Origin of the sequence: Pantoea sp. OXWO6B1, from assembly GCF_001641135.1 — a bacterium.
GTDB lineage: Bacteria > Pseudomonadota > Gammaproteobacteria > Enterobacterales > Enterobacteriaceae > Pantoea > Pantoea allii.
Window position 1 is genome coordinate 4,581,765 of record NZ_LWLR01000001.1, and the last position, 24,976, is coordinate 4,606,740.

Below are 24,976 nucleotides of genomic sequence, written 5' to 3' on the forward strand. Positions count from 1 at the left end.
GTTATACCCGTTCCAGAATGAGTGCGATTCCCTGCCCAACGCCTACACACATGGTGCAGAGCGCGTACCGGCCGCCGGTGCGCCGCAGCTGGTAAGCTGCCGTCATCGCCAGCCTGCCGCCTGATGCGCCCAGCGGATGCCCAAGCGCAATCGCGCCACCGTTGGGATTCACATGGGCCGCATCGTCGGCTAACCCCAGTTCGCGCGTCACCGCCAGCGCCTGAGCAGCGAAAGCTTCATTTAATTCGATCACGTCCATTTGTGCCAGCGTCAGGCCACTCTGAGCCAGCACTTTACGCACGGCAGGCACCGGGCCATAGCCCATAATGCGCGGCTCAATGCCACAGGCCGCCATCGCCACCACCCGCACCAGCGGAGTCAGTCCATGTTCTGCCGCCGCGCGCTCGCTTGCCAGCAGCAAGGCGCAGGCGCCGTCGTTAATGCCCGATGCGTTACCCGCCGTCACGCTGCCTTCCGGGCTGACCACGCCTTTCAGGCCTGCCAGCGCCGCCAGCGAGGTGCTGCGCGGATGCTCGTCACAGGTGACGTTCAGGGCGTCGCCTTTGCGCTGCGGGATGCTCACCGCCATCAGTTCGTCACTAAACAGCCCCATTTCCTGCGCCCGGGCGGTACGTAATTGACTACGCAGGGCGAAGGCATCCTGATCGGCGCGGCTGATAGCGAACTCGCGCGCAACGTTTTCTGCGGTTTCCGGCATGGTATCGACCCCAAAGCGGGCGCGCATCTGCGGGTTAATGAAGCGCCATCCCATCGTCGTGTCTTCCATTTTCAGGGAACGGCTAAACGCGCTTTCTGCTTTGCCGGTCACATAGGGCGCGCGCGACATACTTTCCACGCCGCCCGCAATCATCACGTTGGCCTCACCGCATTTGATCGCCCTGGCCGCCGTGCCGATGGCATCCAGCCCCGAGCCGCACAGGCGATTGAGCGTAGTGCCCGGCACGCTGGACGGCAGCCCAGCCAGTAACAGGGCCATACGCGCGACGTTACGGTTATCTTCTCCGGCCTGGTTGGCGCAACCGTAAATCACATCATCGATGGCCTGTGCCACCGAGGAAGGCTGACGGGCTAACAGCGCGGCTAAGGGTAAGGCCGCCAGATCGTCAGCGCGCAGGCTGGCAAGCGCGCCCGCGTAACGGCCAAAAGGGGTACGTAGCGCATCACAGATAAATGCCTGTTGCATCAGTCTCTCCTCAGGCGGTCGCCAGTTCAGGTTGCAATAAGCGCACCGGCGTTAACGCCTGCAGCGCGTCGAAACTCAGACCGGGGCAGCACTCCACCACCAGCGGTCCCTGCGGAGTAATATCAATCACCGCCATATCGGTATAAAGACGACTGACGCAGCCCAGACCGGTGAGCGGATAGCTGCACTGATTCACCAGCTTGCACTCGCCTTTTTTGGTCAGGTAATCCATCATCACATAGACTTTGCGCGCGCCAATGGCGAGATCCATCGCCCCGCCCACGGCGGGAATCGCGTCCTGTGCGCCGGTACTCCAGTTAGCCAAATCGCCGCTAACCGACACCTGGTATGCCCCCATCACGCAGATATCCAGATGCCCGCCGCGCATCATGGCAAACGAGTCGCCGTGGTGGAAAAAACAGCCGCCAGGCAGCAGCGTCACCTGCTCTTTCCCGGCGTTGATCAGCTCCGGATCTTCCTCTCCCGCTGCGGGTGCCGGCCCCATGCCGAGCAGGCCATTCTCACTGTGCAGAAAGATCTCTTTGTCCGCAGGCAGATAGTTGGCAATGCGGGTGGGCAGGCCGATGCCCAGATTAACGTAAGCACCTTCAGGAATATCACGCGCCACGCGCTGGGCCAGTTGGTCTCGGGTGAGTTTTTGCATAGTCTGTTCCTCAGGCGGAAACGGTCAGGGTGACGGGATGCGCGACGGCCACCAGCCGCTGCACAAAAATGCCCGGTGTGACGACGTTTTCAGGATCGAGATGCCCAAGCGGCACCAGTTCTGCGACCTGGGCAATCGTGGTGGTGGCGGCCATGGCCATGATCGGCCCAAAGTTTCGTGCTGCTTTGCGGTAAACGAGGTTGCCCCAGCGGTCGCCCTGGTGCGCTTTTATCAGGGCAAAATCGGCCTTAAGCGGTTTTTCAAACACGTAATGGCGACCATCGATCTCGCGCGTTTCTTTGCCCTCCGCCAGCGGCGTACCAAAGGCGGTCGGCGTGAAAATCCCGCCTAAGCCGCTCCCGGCTGCCTGCATTCTGGCTGCAAGGTTGCCTTGCGGCACCAGCTCAAGGGCGATTTCCCCACGCCGATAGCGTTCGTCGAACACCCATGAATCGACCTGACGTGGAAAGGAACAAATCATCTTATCGACGCAGCCCGCTTTCAGCAGCGCGGCCAGGCCGCTTTCGCCGTTACCGGCGTTATTGCTGATCACCGTCAGCCCACGGACGCCACTGTCGATCAGCGCATCAATCAGTTCCAGGGGCTGGCCTGCGGGCCCGAACCCGCCAATCATGATGCTGGCCCCGTCCGGTATCACCGCAACGGCCTCTGCCAGCGTTGCCACACTTTTATCGATCATCTGCTGTTCCTTTAGCCCGGCTCAGGCCGGTTTGTGTTGAATAGTCAAAAAGTAGATCGCTCTGTGACAGCAAACAATACCGATAATCGAAATAGTGTGCGATTATCGGTCAACGACAGACTGAAACGGGGCATTGTGATCGCGCACACAGGCGTGCACGGCTCCAGCCACTCACGGGAGAACATCATGACGGATGAACAACAACCACTGCGCGCTAACAGCGATCCCTGGAAAGGCGATCCCAACTTTATGGCCTCACTGGCGCGGGGACTGGAGGTGCTACAGGCGTTTACGCCACAGCGGCGTCTGATGTCCGTGTCGCAAATCAGCCAGCGTACCGGTATTCCCCGTGCGGCCGTGCGGCGCTGTCTCTATACATTGAGCAAGCTGGGGTTTGTGTATGCGGAGGATGGTAAAAACTTTGAACTGCGTCCGCGTGTGCTCTCTCTGGGTCACAACTGGTTAGGGGCTACGCCGCTGGCGAGCGCCTCACAGCCGGTTTTGCGCCAGCTCAGCCAGACGCTGAACGAATCCTGTTCGATGGCGGTACTGGACGGGGATGACATTCTCTATATCGCCCGTGCGTCAGCATCGCGCATCATGACGATCGACCTGCATATCGGCAGCCGCTTACCGGCCAGCACCACCTCCATGGGAAGAGTGCTGTTAAGTGGGCTTGCCAGCGAACCGCTAAATGATTATCTGGCGCGTTTAACCCAACTGCGTTACACCAGCCACACGCTGGTCAGTAGTAGCGCGCTGCGTGAGGAGCTGGCGCGCGTCAGGCAGCAGGGTTACGCCATCAACGATCAGGAACTGGAAATCGGACTACGATCGCTGGCCGTGCCGCTCAGCGCGCCGGATGGCCGGATCGTGGCCGCCCTGAATGTGGGCGTGCATGCCGGACAGGTTTCCGCCGATATGCTGCGCCAGCACCATTTACCGCTGTTGCAGGAGGCAGCCCGCGAAATCTCGCTGTTGCTGCGGCAATAATCTGTTTAGCCGCTCAACGCCGCTGCTGAATTCGTGGTAACGTGAAGTCTGAGTTGCAAGCGGCAAAGTAGAGAGCTATGACCACGAAAAAAATTGATACCACACTCGTCAGCGCTGGACGCAACAAGCGTTATACCCAGGGTTCGGTGAACGCGGTGATTCAGCGCGCCTCTTCGCTGGTTTTTGATACCGTGGCTGAGAAAAAACGTGCCACCGCAGGGCGTGCGAAGGGCGAGCTGTTTTATGGTCGTCGCGGCACCCTGACACATTTCGCCTTGCAGGATGCCATGACGGAGCTGGAAGGCGGTGCGGGCTGTGTTCTCTACCCTTGCGGCGCGGCAGCCGTCTCCAATGCCATCCTCGCGTTCGTTGAAGCGGGCGACCACATTTTAATGAGTGGGGCGGTTTACGAACCGACTCAGGACTTCTGCACGAAAATACTGAGCAAACTCCAGGTATCCACCACCTGGTTTGATCACTGTATCGGTGGTGACATCGCCGCACTGATTCAACCGAATACCCGCGTGGTTTTCCTGGAATCCCCCGCCTCCATCACGATGGAAGTGCAGGACGTTCCCGCTATCGTCGCGGCGGTGCGCGCTAAAGCGCCCGACGCCATCATTATGATCGATAACACCTGGGCGGCTGGCGTGCTGTTCAGCCCGCTGGCCCTTGGCGTGGATATTTCTATTCAGGCCGGCACGAAATACTTGATTGGTCACAGTGACGCCATGATTGGCACCGCTGTCGCCAACGCCCGCTGCTGGGATCAACTGCGCGAAAACAGCTACCTGATGGGTCAGATGGTGGACGCCGATACGGCTTACATGGCAAGTCGTGGCCTGCGTACGCTCGGCGTGCGCCTGCGGCAGCACGAAGAGAGCGCGTTACAGGTGGCAGAATGGCTTGCTGCGCGACCTGAAGTGGCGCGTGTTAACCATCCGGCACTGCCTTCCTGCCGGGGACATGAATTCTGGCAGCGTGACTTTAACGGCAGCAGCGGTTTATTTTCATTTGTCCTGCAGCAAAAACTCAGCCGTGAACAGCTGGCGAATTACCTCGACCATTTTCATCATTTCAGCATGGCCTATTCATGGGGCGGTTATGAGTCGCTGATTTTAGCCAATCAGCCTGAGGAGCTGGCGGCCATTCGCCCGGCCGGTGGCGTGGACGTCGAGGGCACGCTGATACGGCTCCATATCGGCCTGGAACATGTGGATGATTTACGGGTCGATCTTGAGGCAGGCTTTGATCGCCTGACGCGCTAAAATAGTAAACATGATATAAACCAGGCGCCGACCGTCGTGATATAACACCCGGTCATGGCTGGTTAGCTGTTAACATTCAGTTTATAAAAAAAGTGTTCAGCCAGCAGAAGAACCGCAGCATTTTACCCTTCCACCGCACGCTGTTGCGGTGGTGGAAGTAAGAGGTCAGGCAGGTCTGAACAGAACGAGTAAGTCTTATTGTGACGTAATGGGATAGCTAATGGGTGTTTTACACGAGATTGTGCACGCGCTTTGGCATCAAGACTTCGCCGCGCTGGCCAATCCAGATGTGGTTTGGATCGTCTACAGCGTCATGTTTATGACGCTGTTTCTGGAAAATGGTTTGTTGCCTGCCTCTTTTTTGCCCGGTGACAGCCTGCTACTGCTGGCAGGTGCCATGGTCGCCAAAGGGGTGATGGATTTTTTCCCGACGCTGTTGATTCTGACGACTGCCGCCAGTCTGGGCTGCTGGCTGAGTTATCTGCAAGGACGCTGGCTAGGCAACACGAAACTGGTCAAGAGCTGGCTGATGCAGCTCCCGGCGCAATATCATCAACGCGCATGGAATATGTTTAACCGCCATGGCCTGATGGCGCTGTTGGTTGGCCGCTTTCTGGCTTTTATTCGCACCCTGTTACCGACCATGGCAGGTATATCCGGGCTGTCCAATGGTCGTTTCCAGTTATTTAACTGGCTGAGCGGCCTGCTGTGGGTCGGCATCGTAGTGACCATGGGTTACGGTATCAGCCAGGTGCCCTTTATTAAACGTCACGAAGATCAGGTGATGGCGATCCTGATGATATTACCGATGGTGCTACTGGTGGTAGGACTGGTCGGCAGCATCATCGTTATCTGGAAAAAGCGTCGTCAAAAACACGCCTGAGCATGGGCTGCGTCAGCCGGCGGATTCGGCTACCGTCTGACGCACCCGATTCACTTCTTCTCCCGGCGTCACGCCAAAATAGCGCTTAAACTCCCGTGAAAACTGCGAGGGGCTTTCATAGCCGACGCGCACCGCCGCCACGCTGGCTTTCAGGCCATCATGCAACATCAGTAGCCGCGCCTGATGCAGGCGATAACGTTTAAGGTACTGCAACGGCGACGTCTGCGTCACCGCCTTAAAGTTATGGTGAAACGCCGACACGCTCATATTCACCTCTGCCGCCAGCGCCTCCACGCTGAGATTGTCAGCATAGTGATGTTCAATGCGCCGTACCGCGCGGGCAATCTGGCTGAACTGCGTTTGACGACTGACCAGCGACAGCAGCGCCCCGCCGATCGGCCCGGTCAGCACGTAATAGATAATTTCCCGCACAATGTCCGGTCCCAGCACGCGGGCATCCCGTGGTTGTGTCATCACATCCAGCAGGCGCTCTGCGGCGCATAACATCGGCTCGGTTAGCCAGCCGGCGTGAATACCGGAGGTAAGCGGCTGCGGCTGGAAACCTTCATCATCACCAATCGCCATCAGCAGGTCCTGCAAACTGGCGGTATCCACGTTCAGACACATCCCGGCTAAGGGCTGTTCGGGTGACGCCCAGGTTTCGCACTCGACCGGCAGCGGTACGGTCAGCATCAAATACTTTGTGGCATCGTACTGAAAAACCGTACTGCCGAGATAGCCGGTTTTACTTCCCTGAAACAGGATAACGATGCCGGGCTGATACATGATCGGCGTGCGCGGGCGATACTGACCGGCATAGATCAGCGAGACGTTTTCTACCGGGCACAGCTGTTCGCGCCCGTGGGTCATCAACGTGACCACCTGTTGAGCCAGACGTTGGCACAATGCGTCGTGGGGCATAATCACTCCAGAAAATAAAATAGCAGTTTGCCGCGCACCTGGTTAATTCGCCAGCAAAATGGAGAATCAGGCAAGAAGTTGACAGGATCAGGCAGGGTTATCCTGTGCGGTTCACAAGCAGCCTGCAAATTGTTAGCTAGACTTAAGCACAGCGAAGATTCACTGGTTTACTGCAAATGTAAGGAGCATGTCATGGCAGACCAACCTATTATCAAACTGCACGATGGTAACATGATGCCGCAACTGGGACTTGGCGTGTGGCAAGCCAGCGTCGAAGATGCGCGTCACGCCGTGCTGAAAGCGCTGGAGGTCGGCTATCGTTCCATTGATACCGCCGCCGCGTACAAAAACGAAGAGGCGATTGGTCAGGCGTTACAGGAAACTGACGTCGCCCGTGACGATATCTTTGTCACGACCAAGCTGTGGAATAACGACCAGCAAAATGTCCAGCAGGCGCTGGAAACCAGCCTGGAAAAGCTCAAGCTGGACCAGGTCGATCTGTATCTGATGCACTGGCCGTGCCCGGAAAACGATCACTATGTTGAAGCCTGGAAGAACATGATCGCGTTCCAGCAACAGGGCCTGGTTAAAAGCATCGGCGTGTGTAACTTTAATCAGCCGCACCTGAAGCGACTGCTGGAAGAAACGGGCGTGACGCCGGTGATCAATCAGATTGAGCTGCATCCGATGCTGCAACAGCGCACCCTGCATGCATGGAACGCCATGCATCAGATTCAGACAGAATCCTGGAGTCCCCTGGCTCAGGGTGGCGAAGGTGTATTCGATCAGGACATCATCAAATCGCTGGCGAAGAAATACGGTAAAACCCCGGCGCAAATCGTTATCCGCTGGCACCTGGACAGTGGTCTGGTCGTGATTCCAAAATCGGTAACGCCTGCGCGCATTGAAGAGAACTTCAAGGTGTTTGATTTCCGCCTGGATAAGACAGAAATGAGCGAGATTGCCAGGCTGGACAGCGGCAATCGACTGGGGCCAGACCCGGACACGTTCAACGGCTAACGCAACCGCCTTGTCTGCATCTTGCCCCATCAAGCCTCTCTGCCCCAGAGAGGCTTTTTTATCTCTGGTGCGCGATGCCCAATGCATGGCGTTTCACCGGGCGTACCGGTCCGTATGGGCCAGGTGACTGCGCGCGGTGATGGCCACGCCGCAGGAGAACGCGGCAAGCCGCTTTCCCCTGGCATCAACCTTAAGACAGCGTGGGTTGCGTCAGTAACTGGCCTGCCGTGCCGCGATCCGCCAGTTCCAGGGTCTGACTGTGGTAGACAAAAGGAAAATGCTCTGACGAACTTTGCGTAAAGCTGACCAGCAGCTCGACGTCGCCGTCCACCCAGACGGTATCTTTCCAACCGCGATCTTCGCCCATCGGCTGGGCACCGTTCACGCTCTTAATCAGGAACATCACGCCCTGAATATGGAAGGATTGCGGACGATCGGCACGAATAATCCAGCGCTCGAACGTGCCCTGCTGGGCGGTGGAGTCGATGCGGTTCATATCCCATACGGCACCGTTGATGCCCGGCATACTGTCGCCAATGCGGAATTCCCGCGTACGCACCGACGCACCGTCCAGAATCTGATCGGCCAGTAAACGCATCGGCAGGTTATCGGTGACCAGCGGCAGCAGGCCGGTAGGCCGTAACGTCAGCACCAGCGTTGAGGTCAGAATCGTGGAGGGTTCAAAGAAACCCCGCAGGCGATCCATAATGCCCGCCGCCGTGCCTGCCGTGATGGAGACTTCATCCCCTTGCGACATATCCACTAAGACTTCGCGCCGCTCGCCCGGTGCCAGGGTTAAGCGCTGTACCGCAACCGGTGACGGCAAGAAGCCCTGATCGCTGGCGATCACCGTAAAGGGGCGGTTATCACTGATGCTCAGTTCATAACGTCGCGCATTGGAGGCGTTCAGCAACCGCAGACGTACCCAACCGCGCGAGACCTCAACAAAAGGATTGCGGACACCGTTGACCAGCAACGTGTCGCCCAGGAAACCGCCCTCGCCCGGCGGGTCATAAACCGGCGTGGCAAAGTTATCCAGCCGTTTGTCCTGAATGATCAGGGGGAAATCGTCCACGCCATAGTGTTTCGGCAGCGGTAACTGCTTGCTGATGTCGTCTTCAATCAGCCACATGCCCGCCAGGCCGTTATACACGTGCGGGGCCATACGATTTGGCGTGTTGGCATGATACCAGCAGGTGGCGGCATTCTGGCGAATCGGTAGCACCGGTGCCCAGTCAACGCCGGCTGACATCATACGCGGCGCACCGCCCATCAGTGCACCGGGCACCTGCAGGCCGCTGACCGTCATGGAAACCGGTTCGTTAAGGCGATTGCTGTAGATCAGTTTGACATCATCACCGCTGTACACGCGCACCGTCGGGCCCAGATACATGCCGTTAATGCCCCAGACCGGGACTTTATTGTTATCACCGTTAAACGACCAGTGGCTGCGCTGCAGGGTTAAAAACAGCGGCTGACCACGGCGCGATTCCAGTAGCGGTGGAACAGGAAGCGGCGTGTCACCACGCGCAGACGCGGCACGCGCCGCATGAGGCATAACCGTGGCACTGAGCGCCACACCGGCAGAAAGCTGGATAAACTGACGTCTGCTGAAAGACATTGAATTTCAGACCTTTTACGCGTGGCGCTGAAACGCCAACTCTGTTTTTATTGCTGTGCTGCGTACACGGCGAGCGAAACCCGCCGTGGGGCATCCATGCAGAATAGTCCGACAAAGGACTTATCGGTTAGATTTTACCGTTTTTTTCACGTTCTTCGACTTCGGCGTTCAGCTCTTCCAGCTTTGCCGCCATTAATTCACGACAGTGCGTCGCCAGTTTACGGACTGAAGTGGCCTCAAATTGTTTGACGTCCACCGGCGGCAGCATCTCCACAATCACCAGTCCGTTTTTCAGGCGGTTGAGGTTAATTTTGCCGTGAGTATTCGAGACCACAATCGGAATGACCGGCACGCCCGCCGCAACGGCGGCATGAAATGCCCCGGTTTTGAACGGTAATAACCCGCGACCGCGGCTGCGCGTGCCCTCTGGAAACATCCAGAATGAAATGCGCTTTTTATTAAACTGATCTACCAGCTCACCAATCGTACCGTGTGCTTTGGCGCGGTTGTCACGATCGATCAGCAGGTTACCGGCCAGCCAGTAAAGCTGCCCAAAAAAGGGTATCCATAACAGGCTTTTTTTACCCACGGTGACCGTCGTGGGCTGCACAATCTTGGCTGCCGTCACCATATCGTAGTTGTTCTGATGGTTAGCGATGTAAATCGCGTTGCCATAGTTTTCCGCGCCTTCGGGGCGGCGAAGCTCTACTTTAAGGCCAAACAGGGTCGATAATTTGCCAAACAGGTGACCAAAGGTCGCGACGTGGCGCGGGTTACGTGGCGAGAACAGACACCAGATGCACCCGAAAATACTTAACAGGGTTGAATAAATCACGACGATAATAGTACGTAATATCAGTAACATAGTTTCCTCAATGTGACACGGCTGGCCATCAGCCAGCCGGGTGAATTACGCGTCGCTGTCCGCGCTGTCAGGACGTGCCGGTGCATCCAGTTCGACCCGATCAATTTTTTGCAGGCCACGCGGCAGCAGTGTGCCACGACGGCCGCGATCGGCACGGAACTTCTGCAACTCTTCACTGCGTAACAGCAGCTTGCGTTTGCCAACGTGCAGCGTAATCGCACTGCCCGGTGGCAGTATCATCAGCCAGGCCAGTTTATCGACTCCCGCTGCAGCATCCGCCGACGGAATGGAGATAATCTTGTTGCCTTTGCCCTTCGACATTTGCGGCAGCTCGCCTACCGGGAACATTAACATCCTGCCGGCCTGCGTAATGGCCAGCAACATGTCGTCTTCGTGATGCACGGCCATTGGCGTCATCACGCGCGCATTCTCAGGCAGGGTCAGCAGCGCTTTGCCCGCACGGTTGCGCGAAATCAGATCGTTGAAGGTACAGATAAAACCATATCCGGCATCAGAAGCCATGAGCAAACGCTGCTCTTCTGGCTCCATCAGCACCTGTTCAACGACAGCACCCGGCGGTGGCGTCAGCTTACCGGTTAGCGGCTCGCCCTGACCCCGTGCCGAGGGCAGCGAGGTGGGATCGAGCGTATAGCTGCGTCCGGTTGAATCGATAAAGGCGACGGGTTGATTACTCTTGCCGCGCGCCGCCGCCAGATAGCTGTCGCCGGCTTTGTAGCTCAGCCCTGCCGGATCGATATCATGCCCTTTGGCACTGCGCACCCAGCCCATCTGCGACAGGACAATGGTGACAGGCTCGGAGGGAACCAGCTCAGTTTCGCTGAGTGCTTTGGCTTCTTCACGCTCACGCAATGGTGAGCGGCGATCGTCGCCAAAACTGTTGCTGTCGGCCTGCAGTTCTTTTTTCAGCAGCGTATTCATTTTGCGTTCGGATGCCAGAATCGACTGCAGCTGATCGCGCTCTTTTTCCAGTTCGCTCTGCTCGCCGCGAATCTTCATCTCTTCCAGCTTCGCTAAATGGCGCAGCTTGAGCTCAAGGATCGCTTCGGCCTGGGTTTCACTGATCTCAAAGCGCGACATCAGTACCGGTTTCGGCTCATCCTCAGTACGGATGATGTGAATCACTTCGTCGATATTGAGGAAGGCCACCAGCAAACCGTCAAGAATATGCAGGCGACGCAGCACGCGATCTAACCGGTAGTTCAGACGGCGACGCACGGTGTCGCGGCGGAACACCAACCATTCCGACAGGATCTCCAGCAGGTTTTTCACCGCCGGACGGTTATCCAGCCCGATCATGTTGAGGTTAATGCGGTAGCTTTTTTCCAGATCAGTGGTGGCGAACAGGTGGTTCATGACCTGATCCAGATCGACGCGATTGGAACGCGGTACGATCACCAGCCGGGTGGGGTTTTCGTGATCGGATTCGTCACGCAGATCCTCTACCATCGGCAGCTTTTTGTTGCGCATCTGGTTGGCGATCTGCTCCAGCACGCGGGCGCCCGACACCTGATGCGGCAGCGCAGTGATCACCACTTCACCCTCTTCTTTCTTCCACACCGCACGCTGGCGAACCGAGCCGCGTCCGTTTTGGTAGATTTTACGGATCTCTTCACGCGGCGTAATGATCTCAGCTTCGGTCGGGAAATCCGGTCCCTGCACGATCTCCAGCAGCGCATCCAGGCTGGTTTTGGGATCGTCAATCAGGGCAATAGCGGCCTGGGCGACTTCACGCAAATTGTGCGGCGGAATATCGGTTGCCATGCCCACGGCGATGCCGGTGGTGCCGTTCAGCAGAATATTCGGCAGCCGCGCGGGCAGCATCTTCGGCTCCTGCATGGTGCCATCAAAGTTTGGCACCCAGTCGGCCGTGCCCTGACCCAGCTCGCCCAGCAGCACTTCGGCATATTTAGACAGGCGTGATTCGGTATAACGCATGGCGGCAAAGGATTTGGGATCGTCCGGTGCCCCCCAGTTCCCCTGACCATCGACCAGCGGATAGCGGTAGGAAAACGGCTGCGCCATCAGCACCATGGCTTCATAGCAGGCGCTGTCGCCATGAGGATGGTATTTACCCAGCACGTCACCCACGGTACGGGCGGATTTTTTAAATTTGGCTGTGGCGTTCAGTCCCAGCTCTGACATCGCAAAGACAATGCGGCGCTGCACGGGCTTTAAACCGTCGCCAATGTAAGGCAGCGCGCGGTCCATGATGACGTACATGGAGTAATTTAAGTACGCATTCTCAGTAAACGTATGCAGGGCAAGACGCTCTGCACCATCCTGCGTCAATTCGCTCATTAAGTCCTCATCCTCACATCGTGACCCGCAACGGCGGATCACCCGGCGGTTGTTTGGCGAGGATAGTACCTTATTCGCGGGTGTTAGTCACAGTCCTGACGCAGTCAGCTCAGGGTTTTTTCCCTGTTTATTGCATGCCAAAAACGACGCTCTGGACAAAATGCTCAGCGTCTTATTTCTAATAGTTTGTGACCGCGCTCGCAATTAATTACTGGCGAGCGTAGCGCGTATTAATCCTGTCCTGCTTCCGGGACAACATTTAGTATTGTTGATTCGCCTTTCTCGCCCTACATTCCCTTTCATCGACATCAGGTTATTTTATTTTTATGCCAGGTTGGATTAAACGAATTGCCACTTAAGCACCGCTAACGAAATAATAGACAGGTGACTGAATGCAGAATCTGACTTCACGACAACATCGCTTACTGAAATTACTGCTACAGGCCGGCACGCCGCTGGCTTTAACACAATTAGCCCAGCAATTGAGCGTGTCGGAAAAAAGTATTTATCGCGATTTACAGCGCCTGGAAATCTGGCTGAGTGACTGGCAGGTGCCGTTGATCAAGCTGCCCGGACGCAGTGTGATGCTGCAAACCGACGACAGAGAGCAACGCCTGCTTTTACAGCAGCACCTCGCCAGTGAAGAAAACTGGTCTGAGGGGCTAAGCAACAATGCACGCCGGGTGAAAATTCTGTCGCAGCTGCTGAGGGATGCCCCGCGAGAAACCTCAATCAGTAAATTATCTGAACGTTATTTCATCAGCCATGCCTCTATCGTCAACGATTTAAAGGTGATTGAAGAGTGGCTGCAGCCGCTGGAACTCCAGGTCGTGCGCAGTCAGAGCGGTACCCATGTTGAAGGGAGCGAACAGGCATTGCGCCAGGCAATGGTATCGCTGATTAACGATGTTATGCAGCATAACGTTGGCAGTAATACGCCGTTGCCGCGGCTGGACCCGGGCAGTTACCAGGCGCTGATTCACTATTTTGGCGAAGAAGATGTGGCCTTTGTGCAGACCTTACTGCAGCACATGGAGCAGCAGCTTGGCTATCCCCTGAGCGATGCTTACTACATCAATCTGTCGACCCACATCCTGATCATGATCCACCGCATGTCGCAGGGTAAGGCCTTATCCCTGCCGCTGGCGCTGAGCGCCCAGGAAATGGACAACCGTATCCTGAAGATTGCTCGGCAAATGGTGGTACAGATTGAACAACGTTTAGGACAGTCAGTACCGGCTGATGAGATCGGATTTATTTATCAGTACATTATTTCTTCCGGCATTGTTGTTGAGGAACGCGGTAGCGATATGCTGCCGCAATATCAATTTTCGAATAAAGCATCGCGCAATATAACGCGTGAATTAATTCACTGTTTTTCAGATCTCATTCAACAGGATCTCACCACCGACCCTTTATTATTTGAAGGTTTACTTTTTCATATTAAGCCATTACTTAACCGGCTTAAATATCATATTCGTATTCGCAATCCGTTACTGGATGATATTAAAACCGAGCTGAGTGAAATTTTTACGCTGACGCAGCGGGCCATGCAGATTACCGCGACACGTTTTCATTATGCGTCCATCGCTGATGATGAAGTGGGTTATTTGTGTGTTCATTTTCAGGCTGCGCTGGAACGGCAAATCGCCCACAAACGTATTCTGCTGGTGTGTTCCAGCGGCGTGGGCACTTCGCATCTCCTTAAGAGCCGTATTCTGCGCGCGTTCCCGGACTGGATTATTGCGGGCGTCATTTCTGCCAGTAACCTAGGCGATTTTTGCCAGCAAGAGCCGGTGGACCTGGTGATTTCTACCATTCATCTCGATATCGCAACGTTTCCAACCGTGTATGTGACCGCGTTTTTCAATGACGACGACATTCGTCGTGTGACTGACGCCATGATTGGCAGCCAACTGCCGCAGGCCGTTAACAGCGTCCTGGCTGAACATTAACTGAATGAGGTCTGACAGATGGATATTTCTCGCATTCTTACGCCGCGCCGCGTCAATCTCAACCTGCAAGCCAGCAGTAAAGAGGAGGCGATTGTTGAACTGACCGATTTGCTGTTCAGTGACGACGCCATCAGCGATAAAGCGACTTTTATTAAGGACGTCTGGCTACGTGAGGCGGAAGGATCGACAGGGTTTGAAAACCATATTGCCATTCCGCACGGTAAATCGTCAGCCGTTAAACAAACCACATTAGCCATTGGGCGAAGCCAACAGGATATTCCGTGGGAAACGCTGGATGGCAGTAAGGTGCGCTGCATTATCCTGTTTGCCGTGCGTCTTGAAGATCAAAATACTCCCCATATTCGCCTGCTGTCCCAGGTGGCCAGTGCGCTGGCCGATGATGAGGTGATAGCGCAGTTGCTGGTGGAAAATGACCCCAGCGAAATCATTCGGCTGTTCAGTCAGTACGCCGAAACCGACCTCTGTTAATCCTACACGTCCGAGGTAGACCATGAACATCGTCTGTGTTGCCGCCTGTACGGCGGGCATCGCGCATACCTACATTGCGCGCGAAAAACTGATCAAGGGCGCACATGCCCTTGGTCACATCATCCACGTGGAAACGCAGGGCACCATTGGTACCGAAAATGCCCTGGATGCCGACACCATCGCCGCCGCCGATGTGGTCATTCTGGCGGTAGATGTGAAGATCAACGGTGAAGAACGCTTTCGCGGCAAACCGATCGTCAGGGTGAAAACCGAAGTGGTGATCAAGTCGCCGATCAAGTTTCTGGAAAAAGTGGCGGATTCACTGGCGCGCGCCTGAGGAGATCCACAATGAACGATAACAAAAGACAGTATGGGCAGGAGATCAAAGGCCATCTGTTGACCGGGATCTCCTGGATGATCCCGCTGATTGTCGCCGCCGGGATCTGTATCGCCCTGGGCCAGGTGATCGGCGGACCGGACGTTGGCAAACATCCCGGCACGATAGCCTGGATGCTGAACCAGATGGGCGGCTGGGGCATGGGATTGATCGTGCCGTTGATCAGCGCCGCCATCGCCTATTCGATTGCCGACAGACCTGGCTTTGCACCCGGTTTAATCGTGGGCTTTATCTGCGGTCAGATCGGCACTGGCTTTATCGGCGGCATCCTGGGTGGCTTCCTGGTGGGTTATACGGTGATTCTGCTGCGGCGCACTATCCGGCTGCCACAGTCGATGCAGGGGCTGATGCCCATCATGGTGTTGCCCGTGCTGAGCACCATTATCGCCGGGCTTCTGATGATGACCTTTATCGGTCAACCCATCGTCTGGCTACAGAAGGCGCTGATTGCGCTGCTGGAATCCATGCAAGGCGGTTCTAAATTCGTCATGGGGGCGATTCTTGGGGCGATGGCGACCTTCGACTTCGGCGGCCCGGTGAATAAAACCATGTCGCTGTTTGCGGATGGCATGCTGGTCGACGGCATTTATGGACCGGAAGCGGTCAAATTTGTCGGCTCGATGATCCCACCCTTTGGTATCACCCTTTCCTGGTTGTTAACCCGCCATAAGTACACCCGCGCAGAAAAAGAAGCACTGAAGGCAGCCTTTCCGATGGGGATCTGCATGATCACCGAAGGTGTGATCCCGATAGCTGCCCGCGATCTGTTTCGTGTCGTCGGCAGCTGTGTGGTGGCGTCCGCCGTCGCCGGTGGGCTGATTATGGTCTGGGGCGTCGAAGCGCCTGTGCCTCATGGCGGTATGTTCGTGGTTCCCCTCTTTACCAAACCCTGGCTGTTCTGTCTGGCGCTCGGTATCGGCAGCACGATCTGTGGCGTGATGTTATCGCTGCTGAAAAAGCCGGTCACCGAAGCCGACGAGGAGTTTGACGACGTGGAAGACCACAGCGTTCGCGATGACGACATTAAATTCACACTGGAATAAGGAGTGCGTATGTACGCGGCAATGAACGACCTGATAGCGCAGGCCGCCCGTCACCAATACGCGGTACTGGCCATCAACTGTTTTAACCTGGAAAGCGCCCGTGCGGCCGTGCAGGCGGCGGAGGAGCAACGTGCGCCCCTGATCCTGAATGTTTATCAGGGACACAGTCGTCATTTTCCGCCCGCTGTTGCCGTGCCGCTGGTTCAGGCGCTGGTGGCGGATGCCAGTGTGCCGGTCGCCCTGGCGCTCGACCATGGGACAGACTTTGCGCTGATTGGGCAGGCCTTTCGCGCGGGGTTTACCGGACTGATGATCGATGCCTCTTCCGAGCCATTGGCAGAAAATATTCGCCAGACGGCAAAGGTGGTCGAGATGGCCCACACCGCTGGCGTTTGTGTGGAAGGCGAACTGGGGCATATCGCCGATGCCCCAACTTATGCGCTGGCGGACGCCGCGGTAAAAATGACACAGGTGGCGGATGTGCTGCCCTTTCTGGAACAAACGGGCATCGATCTGTTAGCGGTGTCGGTTGGCACCGCGCACGGGCTCTATCCCGCTGGCGTCAAACCGCAAATCGACTTTCAGCGTCTGGCAGAACTGCATGCCGTCTCGCCGGTCCCCCTTGCGCTTCACGGCGGCAGCGGAACGCCTGCGGAGGCGATTCGTCGCGTCAGTCAGCACGGCGTCGCCAAGATTAACGTCGGTGCAGCCGTTTTTGATGCCGGCAAGCAGGCGATCCAACAGGCGCTTAAACAGCATCCTTCTGCTGAACTGCCTGACCTGATGGCGCTGATGGCGTCCGCCTGTCGCGAAGTCGTACATGACTATCTGAGCGACTCCGGCTCCGCGAATCAGATCTGATTTTTTTCTGCTGTAACCCGGTGCGCGTCGCTGAACGTCAGCGCAGGGCATCCCATTGTCGTAAAACAAGCTGAGGAAGATTTAACATGTTAATTTCAATGAAAGAGATGTTAAGCCCCACCCGTCAACACCGCTTTGCTATAGGCGCATTTAACGTGGCTGACAGCTGTTTTATCCGCGCGGTGGTGGAAGAAGCCGAAGCCACCGACACCCCGGCCATTATCTCTATTCATCCCAGCGAACTGGAGTTCGTGACGGATGCGTTTTTTGGCTATGTGCGGGAGCGCACCCTGAAAAGCCGCGTGCCTTTTACCCTGCATCTGGATCATGGTGCTTCGGTTGCCCATGTGTTGCGGGCCATCCAGTGTGGCTTTACATCGGTCATGATTGATGGTTCGCTGCTGCCCTATGAAGAAAACGTGGCGCTGACCAAAGAAGTGGTGAAACTGGCCCATGCGGTGGGCGTTTCCGTGGAGGGCGAACTGGGCACCATTGGCGATACCGGTACGTCGGTAGAAGGTGGCGTCAGTAAGGTGATTTATACCGAGCCGGCGCAGGCGGAAGATTTTGTGCAGCGCACCGGCGTGGATACCTTAGCGGTGGCAATAGGCACGGCGCACGGTATTTATCCCAAAGATATGAAACCGGAACTGCAAATGCATATCCTGCGGGATATCTCGCAACGCGTGTCCATTCCGCTGGTGCTGCACGGCGGTTCGGCAAATCCGGATGCGGAAGTGGCTGAAGCGGTTACGCTGGGCGTGGGTAAAATCAATATCTCCAGCGATATGAAATATGCCTACTTCCAGAAAGTCCGCGAAGTCTTAACCCGTGAAACCTGGTGGGACCCTAACGTTATCTATCCCGAAGCGATTGAAGCTGCTAAAGCGGTGATCCGCTACAAAATGAATTTGTTTGGCGGACTGGGAAAAGCGTCGCTGTATTGAGTACTGAAGGGTAAAAATGTGTGGTTGGTGTTCCGTGCGGTTCCCACCGCCACGGTATCGGATCTGACGTCCTCGCGCCGCTAACGCGGTGCCTTCGCGGCGTTCGTCAGCCTGACGAACCAGCGGAGACGGTACTTCCTGTACCGGCTCCGCTTTTTGCCCGCGTCCTGCGGGCAAATTCTGGCTTCCTCGCTCTGCTCAGCGCTGCGAATTGTCTGTTCCGCTCCCGTGGCGGTGGGCACAGTGACGCATGTGCGCCGTTTCGGACGGCTATCTGCAGTTTTGAAGCCCGGCGTTAACACATCAGGGGAACCCCCTGCTTTCTCCTTACTTCATCACACCCATCCACTGCTGGGCGATCTGCGCATATTCCCCGGTCGCGGTGCTCAGATGCAGCCACTGATCGACATACTGCTTCCAGCTCATATCATCACGCGGAATCATATAGGCCTTTTCGCCATACTGGAGCGGTTTATCCGGGTTGAGCGCACATAACGTCGGAAAGCGTTTTTGCTGGTACAGCGCCTCGGAGGCATCGGTGATCATCACATCGGCTTTGTTGTCCACCAGCTGCTGGAAGATGGTCACGTTATCGTGAAACAGCGTTAACGAGGCCTGAGGTAAGTGGCTGTGAACAAACGCCTCGTTCGTGCCCCCTGCTGGCTCAACCAGACGCACGCTGGACTGGTTCATCTGTTCGACCGTCTGGTACTTCGTTTTATCCGCACAACGCACCAGCGGAATTTTACCGTCCACGCCCAACGGCTGCGCAAACCAGGCGGTCTGCTGGCGCTTCAGCGTGACCGATACGCCACCCAGGGCGATATCGCACTGCTTAGCCAGAAAGTCCTGCGTCAGGGTTTTCCAGGTCGTGGGAACCCACTGCACCTTCGCCCCAAGTGATGCCGCCAGCGACTGGGCCATACTGATATCCAGCCCCTCATAGCTGCCATCAGGTTTCAGAAAGCTGTAAGGCTTGTAGTCCCCGGTGGTGCAGACTTTGAGGGTTTTACTGCTGAGGATGGTGTCCAGACGAGACTCAGCCTGAGCGCCGGTCGCCGCCAGCAGTAACGTGATTACGAGTGTTTTTTTCATCATTATATTTTTTTCGAAGATGGGTTTGCGCCGTTATGGTGACATAACCCCGCTGGTTATTGCGCTATTCGCAAAAGTGTTGTGATCATTCTCGCATTTTTCTCCGGCACGTCTCCCCCTAAGCTATCCCCATTGACGTATAGGGGAGAGAAGCTGAATGAGTAAAATTTTAATTATCGATGGCGGTAAAACCTTCGCCCATTCTAAAGGCGAGCTGAATCATACACTGACCGATGTGGCCGCCAGCCAACTGCGTGATCTGGGCCATGAGGTGACGATTACCGTTGCCGACAGCGATTATGTCGTGGCCGAAGAAGTGCAAAAATATGTCGACAGTGACGTGGTCATTTACCAAATGCCGGGCTGGTGGATGGGTGAGCCCTGGACCGTGAAACGTTACATTGATGAGGTTTTCACCGAAGGCCACGGTAAGCTTTACGCCAGCGATGGACGCACACGTGCTGACGACGCCAAAAAATACGGTTCAGGCGGACTGATTCAGGGCAAAAAATATATGCTGTCCCTCACCTGGAACGCGCCCCTCGAGGCTTTTACCGACCCCGAGCAGTTCTTTGAAGGCGTTGGCGTAGACGGACTCTATCTGCATTTCCACAAGGCGAATCAGTTCCTGGGTATGGAAGCATTGCCGACCTTTATCTGTAACGACGTGATGAAACAGCCTGATGTCCCACGCGATATTGCACGTTATCGCACGCACCTCAGCGAGATTTTTGCTTAAATAGCGTTTCATCCAGAAAGAGGAAAAGTGAATGTTAACCGTCGTTGCTGAAATTTGTGTAAAACCAGGCTGTCGTCAAAAAGTGCTGGATGCGTTTCACCAGGTGATTCCTACCGTGCTGGAAGAAGAAGGCTGTCACCAGTACAGCCCTCTGGTCGATCATCAGGCGCAGGTGCCGTGGAAGCACAATTCACCCGATTCGGTTTTTATGCTGGAGCAGTGGGAAACGCTACGCCATCTTGATCAACATCAGCAGATGCCGCATATGGAAGCCCATCGTACTGCGATTAAAGACTATGTGACTGACGTGAAAATTCTGGTGCTTGAGCCGGGTAAATAGTTTTTTGCGGCGCTTACATGAAAAAGCCCCGGCGATGGCCGGGGCTTTTTGCATCTGGCGGCGAACTACACTTCAATGTCCGCTTTATCGCCTTTTTCCTGTAACCAGTTGCGGCGGTCTTCGGAACGCTTTTTCGCCAGCAGCATATCCATGACCCGCAAGGTCTGGTCAATATCATCGTCACTGATGGTGAGCTGTACCAGACGTCGCGTATTGGGATCGAGCGTGGTTTCGCGCAGCTGCAGCGGGTTCATTTCACCCAGCCCTTTAAAACGCTGCACGTTTGGCTTGCCCTTCTTGCGCTTCAGTTGCTCCAGCACGCCCTCTTTCTCGTCTTCATCCAGCGCGTAATACACTTCTTTGCCCAGATCGATACGATAAAGTGGCGGCATCGCCACATAGACGTGGCCATTTTTTACCAGCGTACGGAAGTGCTTCACAAACAGAGCGCAGAGCAATGTGGCAATGTGCAGTCCATCCGAGTCGGCATCCGCAAGAATACAGACTTTACCGTAGCGCAGCTGAGACAGGTCTTCACTGTCGGGATCGATACCGATCGCCACCGAAATATCATGCACCTCCTGCGAGGCCAGCACTTCATCAGATGAGACTTCCCAGGTATTCAGGATCTTACCTTTAAGTGGCATGATCGCCTGATATTCACGATCGCGCGCCTGCTTCGCCGATCCGCCCGCCGAATCCCCTTCCACCAGGAACAGCTCGGTTTTATTCAGATCCTGCGCGGTACAGTCCGCCAGTTTTCCTGGCAGGGCCGGGCCGCTGGTCAGTTTTTTACGCACCACTTTCTTGGCCGCACGCATACGGCGCTGGGCGCTGGAAATCGCCAGCTCCGCCAGCTGTTCCGCTGCCTGCACGTTCTGGTTCAGCCACAGGCTGAAAGCATCTTTTACTACGGCAGACACAAAGGCCGCGCACTGGCGCGAGGACAAACGCTCTTTTGTCTGCCCTGCAAACTGTGGGTCCTGCATTTTCACTGACAGCACATAGGCGCAGCGATCCCAAATATCTTCCGCAGACAGCTTAACGCCGCGCGGCAGAATATTGCGGTATTCGCAAAATTCACGCATGGCATCCAGCAAGCCCTGACGCAGCCCATTCACATGGGTGCCGCCCTGCATGGTGGGAATCAGGTTTACATAGCTTTCCGTCAGCAGCTCACCGCCTTCCGGCAGCCACAGTAACGCCCAGTCAACCGCTTCAATATCACCGGCAAAGGTGCCGACAAAGGGTTTTTCCGGCAACGTCGGCAGGCCATTAACGGCTTCACACAGGTAATCGGTCAGGCCATCGTCATAGCACCAGCGCTGTTCGGTATTGTTTAGCTTGTCTTTAAAGACAATTTCCACGCCCGGACACAGCACGGCTTTGGCTTTAAGCAGATGGGATAAGCGGGATACCGAGAAACGCGGGCTGTCAAAGAAGTGCTCGTCCGGCCAGAAATGGACGCTGGTACCCGTGTTGCGCTTGGCAACGGTGCCCGTTACGGTAAGATCCTGCACTTTGTCGCCATTTTCGAAGGCGATAAAGTAGATCTCGCCATTACGGCGCACGTTGACTTCAACACGTTTGGACAGAGCGTTAACCACCGAAATGCCGACGCCATGCAGGCCACCGGAAAACTGGTAGTTTTTATTCGAGAATTTGCCGCCCGCATGCAGCCGGCACAGAATAAGCTCCACGGCCGGGACGCCTTCTTCCGGGTGGATATCCACCGGCATGCCACGGCCATCGTCGATGACTTCCAGCGACTGATCGGCATGTAAAATCACTTCTACGCGCCTGGCATGGCCCGCCAGTGCCTCATCGACACTGTTATCAATCACTTCCTGACCTAAGTGGTTAGGCCGCGTCGTATCGGTATACATTCCCGGGCGACGGCGAACCGGCTCAAGGCCAGTCAGGACCTCAATGTCACCCGCATTATAGCTTGATTGACTCATGATAACTGTCTGATTAGAAGAAGAAAATGGTTGCGATTTCCGCGTTACTCAAGAGTGATTCAGGCCCAGAAAGTCCAGAATTTGCGGGAAATGGCGCTCGAATCCAGTAAATGCATGATTTCCGCCCTCTTCCACCGTATGACGGCACGCGCTGTAGTAGTCGAGCGCCTGGCGGTAATCGAGCACTTCATCGCCGGTTTGTTGCAGCAACCACAATAAATCAGGTGCTTCCAGCGGTTCAATCTGCATCACTTTCAGATCGTAAATGTGGCGAGACTCTAACACATATTGCTGGCCGGTGTAGGGATTCTGATTTTCCCCTAAAAAATCCACCAGCAACTCAAATGGCCGCACGGCGGGATTGACGACCACCGCAGGCAACATAAAGCACTGTGACAGCCAGGTCGCGTAATAACCGCCCAGGGAGGAGCCTACCAGCCCCATATCGCGCCCGCTGTTGCTCAGCACAATATCTTCCAGCATCGCGGCGGCATCGGCCGGAAACGTGGGAAGCTGCGGCACAATCATCTCAATATCAGGATGGTTGTGGCTCAGCCACTGTTTAAACAACGTGGCTTTTGCTGAAAGCGGTGAACTGTTAAAGCCGTGCAGGTAAAGCAGTGCCTTCATCCGTCAATATCCTTCAGCGTCAAGATCGGGACAAAACGCCTGAGTGGTGAGTCGGTTAACTTCCGTCTCTAGCTGACCGTCATCGTGCAGCGTAAACCAGCGCCAGCCCGGCGCAACGGTATCAATAGTGAAGCTGGTGCAGTGCGGTTTGAACTGCACGCAGGTGGAAGGCGTTGCCAGAACGCGTCGGCCGTGCCAGTCCACATCCATTTCCTGATGGATATGGCCGCATACCAACGTCTTTGCCAGCGGATAGTGCTGTAACACGGCATCAAGCTGATGCGGATTGCGCAGGCTGTGCTGATCAAGCCAGGTGCAGCCTGAAGCGAGAGGATGATGGTGCAGCAGCACCAGCGTATGACGCAGGGGAAAGCGCGCGAGCGCGTTATGGAGCCAGTCAAGTTGATAGTCGCTTAACATGCCATGCGGCACGCCGAAGACCTGGCTGTCCAGCAGCACCACCTGCCAGTGTTCCCCCATCAGGACATGTTTATGGGTGTTAATCCCGGCCTTGGCCAGCGTATCTACCATCGCGGGCTGAAAATCATGATTACCCGGCAGCCAGACGCAGGGTTTAGGCAAGCGCGAAATGCCCTCAACAAAATGCTGATAGGCTTCGACCGAGTGATCCTGAGAGAGATCGCCGGTGGCCACAATGAGATCATAATCGCACTGCTGCGCGATGATCGCATCCAGCACCGCGTCATAACTCGACCAGGTATTCACTCCCAGCAGCGATTCATGTTTTCCTGCGAACAAGTGTGTGTCCGTCACTTGCAGAATCCGAAACTCGGACCCCGTTGTCGCAGGAAGAGTTAGCAGGCTATCCAAAGCGTTTCCTTCGTCTCTACGCCATTCAATGCATTATACGTATCAGCAAACCGGTACTGCCATCGCGCCATGCGTCAGACAGTAGCGTAACCAGTCAGCGAGGAACTGATTGATTTGATGTTTTTCATCACGCTGATTCATCTTTTTATTCGGGTAATCATAACGCGCTTTAAACCGATAGATCTGCTGTGTTGAACACACTTCAGCGACCATGGCGTCATGATACAGCCTGACAGACATCGACGGCAGGCTCCAGTAACTCACCGCCGGGACCGTCTGACGAATTTCGACCAGCGTGGTGTAACGGGTGGATTCTTCAATCGTTAACTGATAGCGGGCGCCACTTACCTGATAGATCACCGATGCGCCTGCCTCGTCATCGCGTGGTAGCAGACGGCGTAACTGGGCGAAATTGGTCTCGCACAGCCGCATCATCTCGGGGAAATCAGGGGTATAGCGCTGTTTCATTTTTGCGTCCACTCTTCTCGAAGTTCTTTATGGTGCAGTGCCAGCCATTGCAAGGCGATGACAGATGCCGCGTTATCAATAATCCCCTGTTCCATCCAGTGGTAGGCCTGTTCACGGCTGACCACATGCACGAGAATATCCTCATTCTCTTCCTCCAGACCATGGCATCCTGTTGCCAGACTGGCATCCACTTCACCGACCATCACCGATAAACGTTCGCTGGTGCCGCCGGGGCTGGCAAGATAGTTCAACACGGGCTTCACCCGGCCAACGTCCAGACCGGCTTCTTCTAAGGCTTCACGGCGTCCTACCTGTTCCGGGGTTTCACCTTGCTCAATAATGCCCGCAATCATTTCCAGTAGCCACGGCGTTGGGCTGCAGTCAAAGGCCGGGATGCGGATCTGTTCAATCAGCACCACTTCATCACGGATGGGATCATAAGGTAGCAGTACGGCAGCATGACCGCGCTCAAAAACTTCACGGGTCACTTCCCCGCTCATCCCGCCCTTAAACAGACGGTGACGAAAGCGGTAGCGAACGATGGAAAAAAAACCGTCGTAGGCTGTTTCTCGTGCAATAATTTCTACATCATTTTTTGTGAAAGTCACAGGTGATGTTTTATTGTCCTTCATCATTGGGTTCCTTTTGCAGATTGGGATGACACAGATAAAACACAAGCCCAGGCACCATTCAAACAGTCATTACTGAGTTATTTACCTGAAACACACAAATATGGCACGTTCAGCCACCTTATCTCACAGT

The 24,976-nt window shown here is 55.6% G+C and carries 25 protein-coding genes; 12 read left to right on the plus strand and 13 right to left on the minus strand.

The window, feature by feature from the left end:
• Position 1 precedes the first annotated feature (1 nt).
• From pcaF to A6A26_RS23310, 3 genes are read right to left on the minus strand one after another with little or no spacing between them, the layout of a single operon-like run.
• Complete coding sequence (gene pcaF, locus A6A26_RS23300) at positions 2-1,204, minus strand: 3-oxoadipyl-CoA thiolase (RefSeq protein WP_063880940.1); 1,203 nt, start codon at positions 1,202-1,204, stop codon at positions 2-4.
• Between the two features lie 10 nt (positions 1,205-1,214).
• Positions 1,215-1,868: a 3-oxoacid CoA-transferase subunit B gene (locus A6A26_RS23305; protein WP_063880941.1), complete on the minus strand. Its 654-nt coding sequence runs from the start codon at positions 1,866-1,868 to the stop codon at positions 1,215-1,217.
• Between the two features lie 10 nt (positions 1,869-1,878).
• On the minus strand, positions 1,879-2,568 hold the full coding sequence (locus A6A26_RS23310; RefSeq protein WP_063880942.1) for a 3-oxoacid CoA-transferase subunit A: 690 nt from the start codon (positions 2,566-2,568) through the stop codon (positions 1,879-1,881).
• Positions 2,569-2,754: 186 nt separating this feature from the next.
• On the opposite strand from A6A26_RS23310, the gene A6A26_RS23315 reads away from it, so the two are divergent.
• The 3 genes from A6A26_RS23315 (at position 2,755) to A6A26_RS23325 (ending at position 5,712) form a co-directional block, all read left to right on the plus strand.
• A complete protein-coding gene (locus A6A26_RS23315) occupies positions 2,755-3,561 on the plus strand; it encodes an IclR family transcriptional regulator domain-containing protein (protein WP_063880943.1) in 807 nt (268 codons plus the stop codon).
• Positions 3,562-3,638: 77 nt separating this feature from the next.
• Entirely contained in the window at positions 3,639-4,829 is a 1,191-nt protein-coding gene (gene metC, locus A6A26_RS23320) for a cystathionine beta-lyase (protein WP_063880944.1), read from the plus strand.
• A gap of 220 nt (positions 4,830-5,049) precedes the next feature.
• Positions 5,050-5,712, plus strand: a complete 663-nt coding sequence (locus A6A26_RS23325; RefSeq protein ID WP_063880945.1) for a DedA family protein — start codon at positions 5,050-5,052, stop codon at positions 5,710-5,712.
• A gap of 12 nt (positions 5,713-5,724) precedes the next feature.
• Here the strand turns inward: A6A26_RS23325 and A6A26_RS23330 are convergent, their stop codons facing one another.
• Positions 5,725-6,633 carry an AraC family transcriptional regulator gene (locus A6A26_RS23330; RefSeq protein WP_063880946.1) on the minus strand — a complete coding sequence of 303 codons (909 nt, stop codon included), beginning with the start codon at positions 6,631-6,633 and terminating at the stop codon, positions 5,725-5,727.
• Between the two features lie 192 nt (positions 6,634-6,825).
• On the opposite strand from A6A26_RS23330, the gene dkgA reads away from it, so the two are divergent.
• Entirely contained in the window at positions 6,826-7,653 is an 828-nt protein-coding gene (gene dkgA / locus A6A26_RS23335; RefSeq protein WP_063880947.1) for a 2,5-didehydrogluconate reductase DkgA, read from the plus strand.
• 190 nt (positions 7,654-7,843) lie between these two features.
• Here the strand turns inward: dkgA and ftsP are convergent, their stop codons facing one another.
• From ftsP to parC, 3 genes are all read right to left on the minus strand, one after another.
• Positions 7,844-9,274 carry a cell division protein FtsP gene (gene ftsP / locus A6A26_RS23340; protein ID WP_063880948.1) on the minus strand — a complete coding sequence of 477 codons (1,431 nt, stop codon included), beginning with the start codon at positions 9,272-9,274 and terminating at the stop codon, positions 7,844-7,846.
• A 127-nt stretch (positions 9,275-9,401) separates the two neighbouring features.
• The gene (locus A6A26_RS23345; RefSeq protein WP_063880949.1) at positions 9,402-10,139 is read right to left on the minus strand and encodes a 1-acylglycerol-3-phosphate O-acyltransferase; all 738 of its coding nucleotides are present in this window, start codon (positions 10,137-10,139) and stop codon (positions 9,402-9,404) included.
• A 45-nt stretch (positions 10,140-10,184) separates the two neighbouring features.
• Complete coding sequence (gene parC, locus A6A26_RS23350; protein ID WP_063880950.1) at positions 10,185-12,458, minus strand: DNA topoisomerase IV subunit A; 2,274 nt, start codon at positions 12,456-12,458, stop codon at positions 10,185-10,187.
• Positions 12,459-12,850: 392 nt separating this feature from the next.
• Here parC and A6A26_RS23355 point away from each other — a divergent pair, with 392 nt between their 5' ends.
• From A6A26_RS23355 to A6A26_RS23380, 6 genes are all read left to right on the plus strand, one after another.
• Complete coding sequence (locus A6A26_RS23355) at positions 12,851-14,413, plus strand: BglG family transcription antiterminator (protein ID WP_063880951.1); 1,563 nt, start codon at positions 12,851-12,853, stop codon at positions 14,411-14,413.
• 18 nt (positions 14,414-14,431) lie between these two features.
• Positions 14,432-14,902 (plus strand): PTS sugar transporter subunit IIA, encoded by a 471-nt coding sequence (locus A6A26_RS23360; RefSeq protein ID WP_063880952.1) that lies wholly within the window; start codon positions 14,432-14,434, stop codon positions 14,900-14,902.
• Positions 14,903-14,924: 22 nt separating this feature from the next.
• Positions 14,925-15,239 carry a PTS fructose transporter subunit IIB gene (locus A6A26_RS23365; RefSeq protein WP_063880953.1) on the plus strand — a complete coding sequence of 105 codons (315 nt, stop codon included), beginning with the start codon at positions 14,925-14,927 and terminating at the stop codon, positions 15,237-15,239.
• Positions 15,240-15,250: 11 nt separating this feature from the next.
• Complete coding sequence (locus tag A6A26_RS23370) at positions 15,251-16,342, plus strand: PTS fructose transporter subunit IIC (protein WP_063880954.1); 1,092 nt, start codon at positions 15,251-15,253, stop codon at positions 16,340-16,342.
• 9 nt (positions 16,343-16,351) lie between these two features.
• Positions 16,352-17,203 (plus strand): class II fructose-bisphosphate aldolase, encoded by an 852-nt coding sequence (locus A6A26_RS23375; RefSeq protein WP_063880955.1) that lies wholly within the window; start codon positions 16,352-16,354, stop codon positions 17,201-17,203.
• Positions 17,204-17,289: 86 nt separating this feature from the next.
• Positions 17,290-18,150, plus strand: a complete 861-nt coding sequence (locus A6A26_RS23380; RefSeq protein ID WP_063880956.1) for a ketose-bisphosphate aldolase — start codon at positions 17,290-17,292, stop codon at positions 18,148-18,150.
• A gap of 327 nt (positions 18,151-18,477) precedes the next feature.
• Here the strand turns inward: A6A26_RS23380 and A6A26_RS23385 are convergent, their stop codons facing one another.
• Complete coding sequence (locus A6A26_RS23385; RefSeq protein ID WP_371560164.1) at positions 18,478-19,248, minus strand: transporter substrate-binding domain-containing protein; 771 nt, start codon at positions 19,246-19,248, stop codon at positions 18,478-18,480.
• A 154-nt stretch (positions 19,249-19,402) separates the two neighbouring features.
• On the opposite strand from A6A26_RS23385, the gene A6A26_RS23390 reads away from it, so the two are divergent.
• Complete coding sequence (locus A6A26_RS23390; protein WP_063880957.1) at positions 19,403-19,984, plus strand: NAD(P)H-dependent oxidoreductase; 582 nt, start codon at positions 19,403-19,405, stop codon at positions 19,982-19,984.
• Between the two features lie 31 nt (positions 19,985-20,015).
• Positions 20,016-20,324: a putative quinol monooxygenase gene (locus A6A26_RS23395; RefSeq protein ID WP_063880958.1), complete on the plus strand. Its 309-nt coding sequence runs from the start codon at positions 20,016-20,018 to the stop codon at positions 20,322-20,324.
• A gap of 65 nt (positions 20,325-20,389) precedes the next feature.
• Here A6A26_RS23395 and parE read toward each other — a convergent pair whose 3' ends face one another.
• From parE to nudF, 5 genes are read right to left on the minus strand one after another with little or no spacing between them, the layout of a single operon-like run.
• Positions 20,390-22,285: a DNA topoisomerase IV subunit B gene (gene parE, locus A6A26_RS23400; protein WP_063880959.1), complete on the minus strand. Its 1,896-nt coding sequence runs from the start codon at positions 22,283-22,285 to the stop codon at positions 20,390-20,392.
• Positions 22,286-22,333: 48 nt separating this feature from the next.
• Positions 22,334-22,915, minus strand: a complete 582-nt coding sequence (gene yqiA / locus A6A26_RS23405; RefSeq protein ID WP_063880960.1) for an esterase YqiA — start codon at positions 22,913-22,915, stop codon at positions 22,334-22,336.
• A gap of 3 nt (positions 22,916-22,918) precedes the next feature.
• Positions 22,919-23,746, minus strand: a complete 828-nt coding sequence (gene cpdA / locus A6A26_RS25255) for a 3',5'-cyclic-AMP phosphodiesterase (protein WP_063880961.1) — start codon at positions 23,744-23,746, stop codon at positions 22,919-22,921.
• 42 nt (positions 23,747-23,788) lie between these two features.
• Positions 23,789-24,214 carry a DUF1249 family protein gene (locus A6A26_RS25260; protein WP_063880962.1) on the minus strand — a complete coding sequence of 142 codons (426 nt, stop codon included), beginning with the start codon at positions 24,212-24,214 and terminating at the stop codon, positions 23,789-23,791.
• A complete protein-coding gene (gene nudF, locus A6A26_RS23420; RefSeq protein ID WP_063880963.1) occupies positions 24,211-24,846 on the minus strand; it encodes an ADP-ribose diphosphatase in 636 nt (211 codons plus the stop codon). Before nudF ends, A6A26_RS25260 begins: the two co-directional genes overlap by 4 nt.
• Positions 24,847-24,976 lie beyond the last annotated feature (130 nt).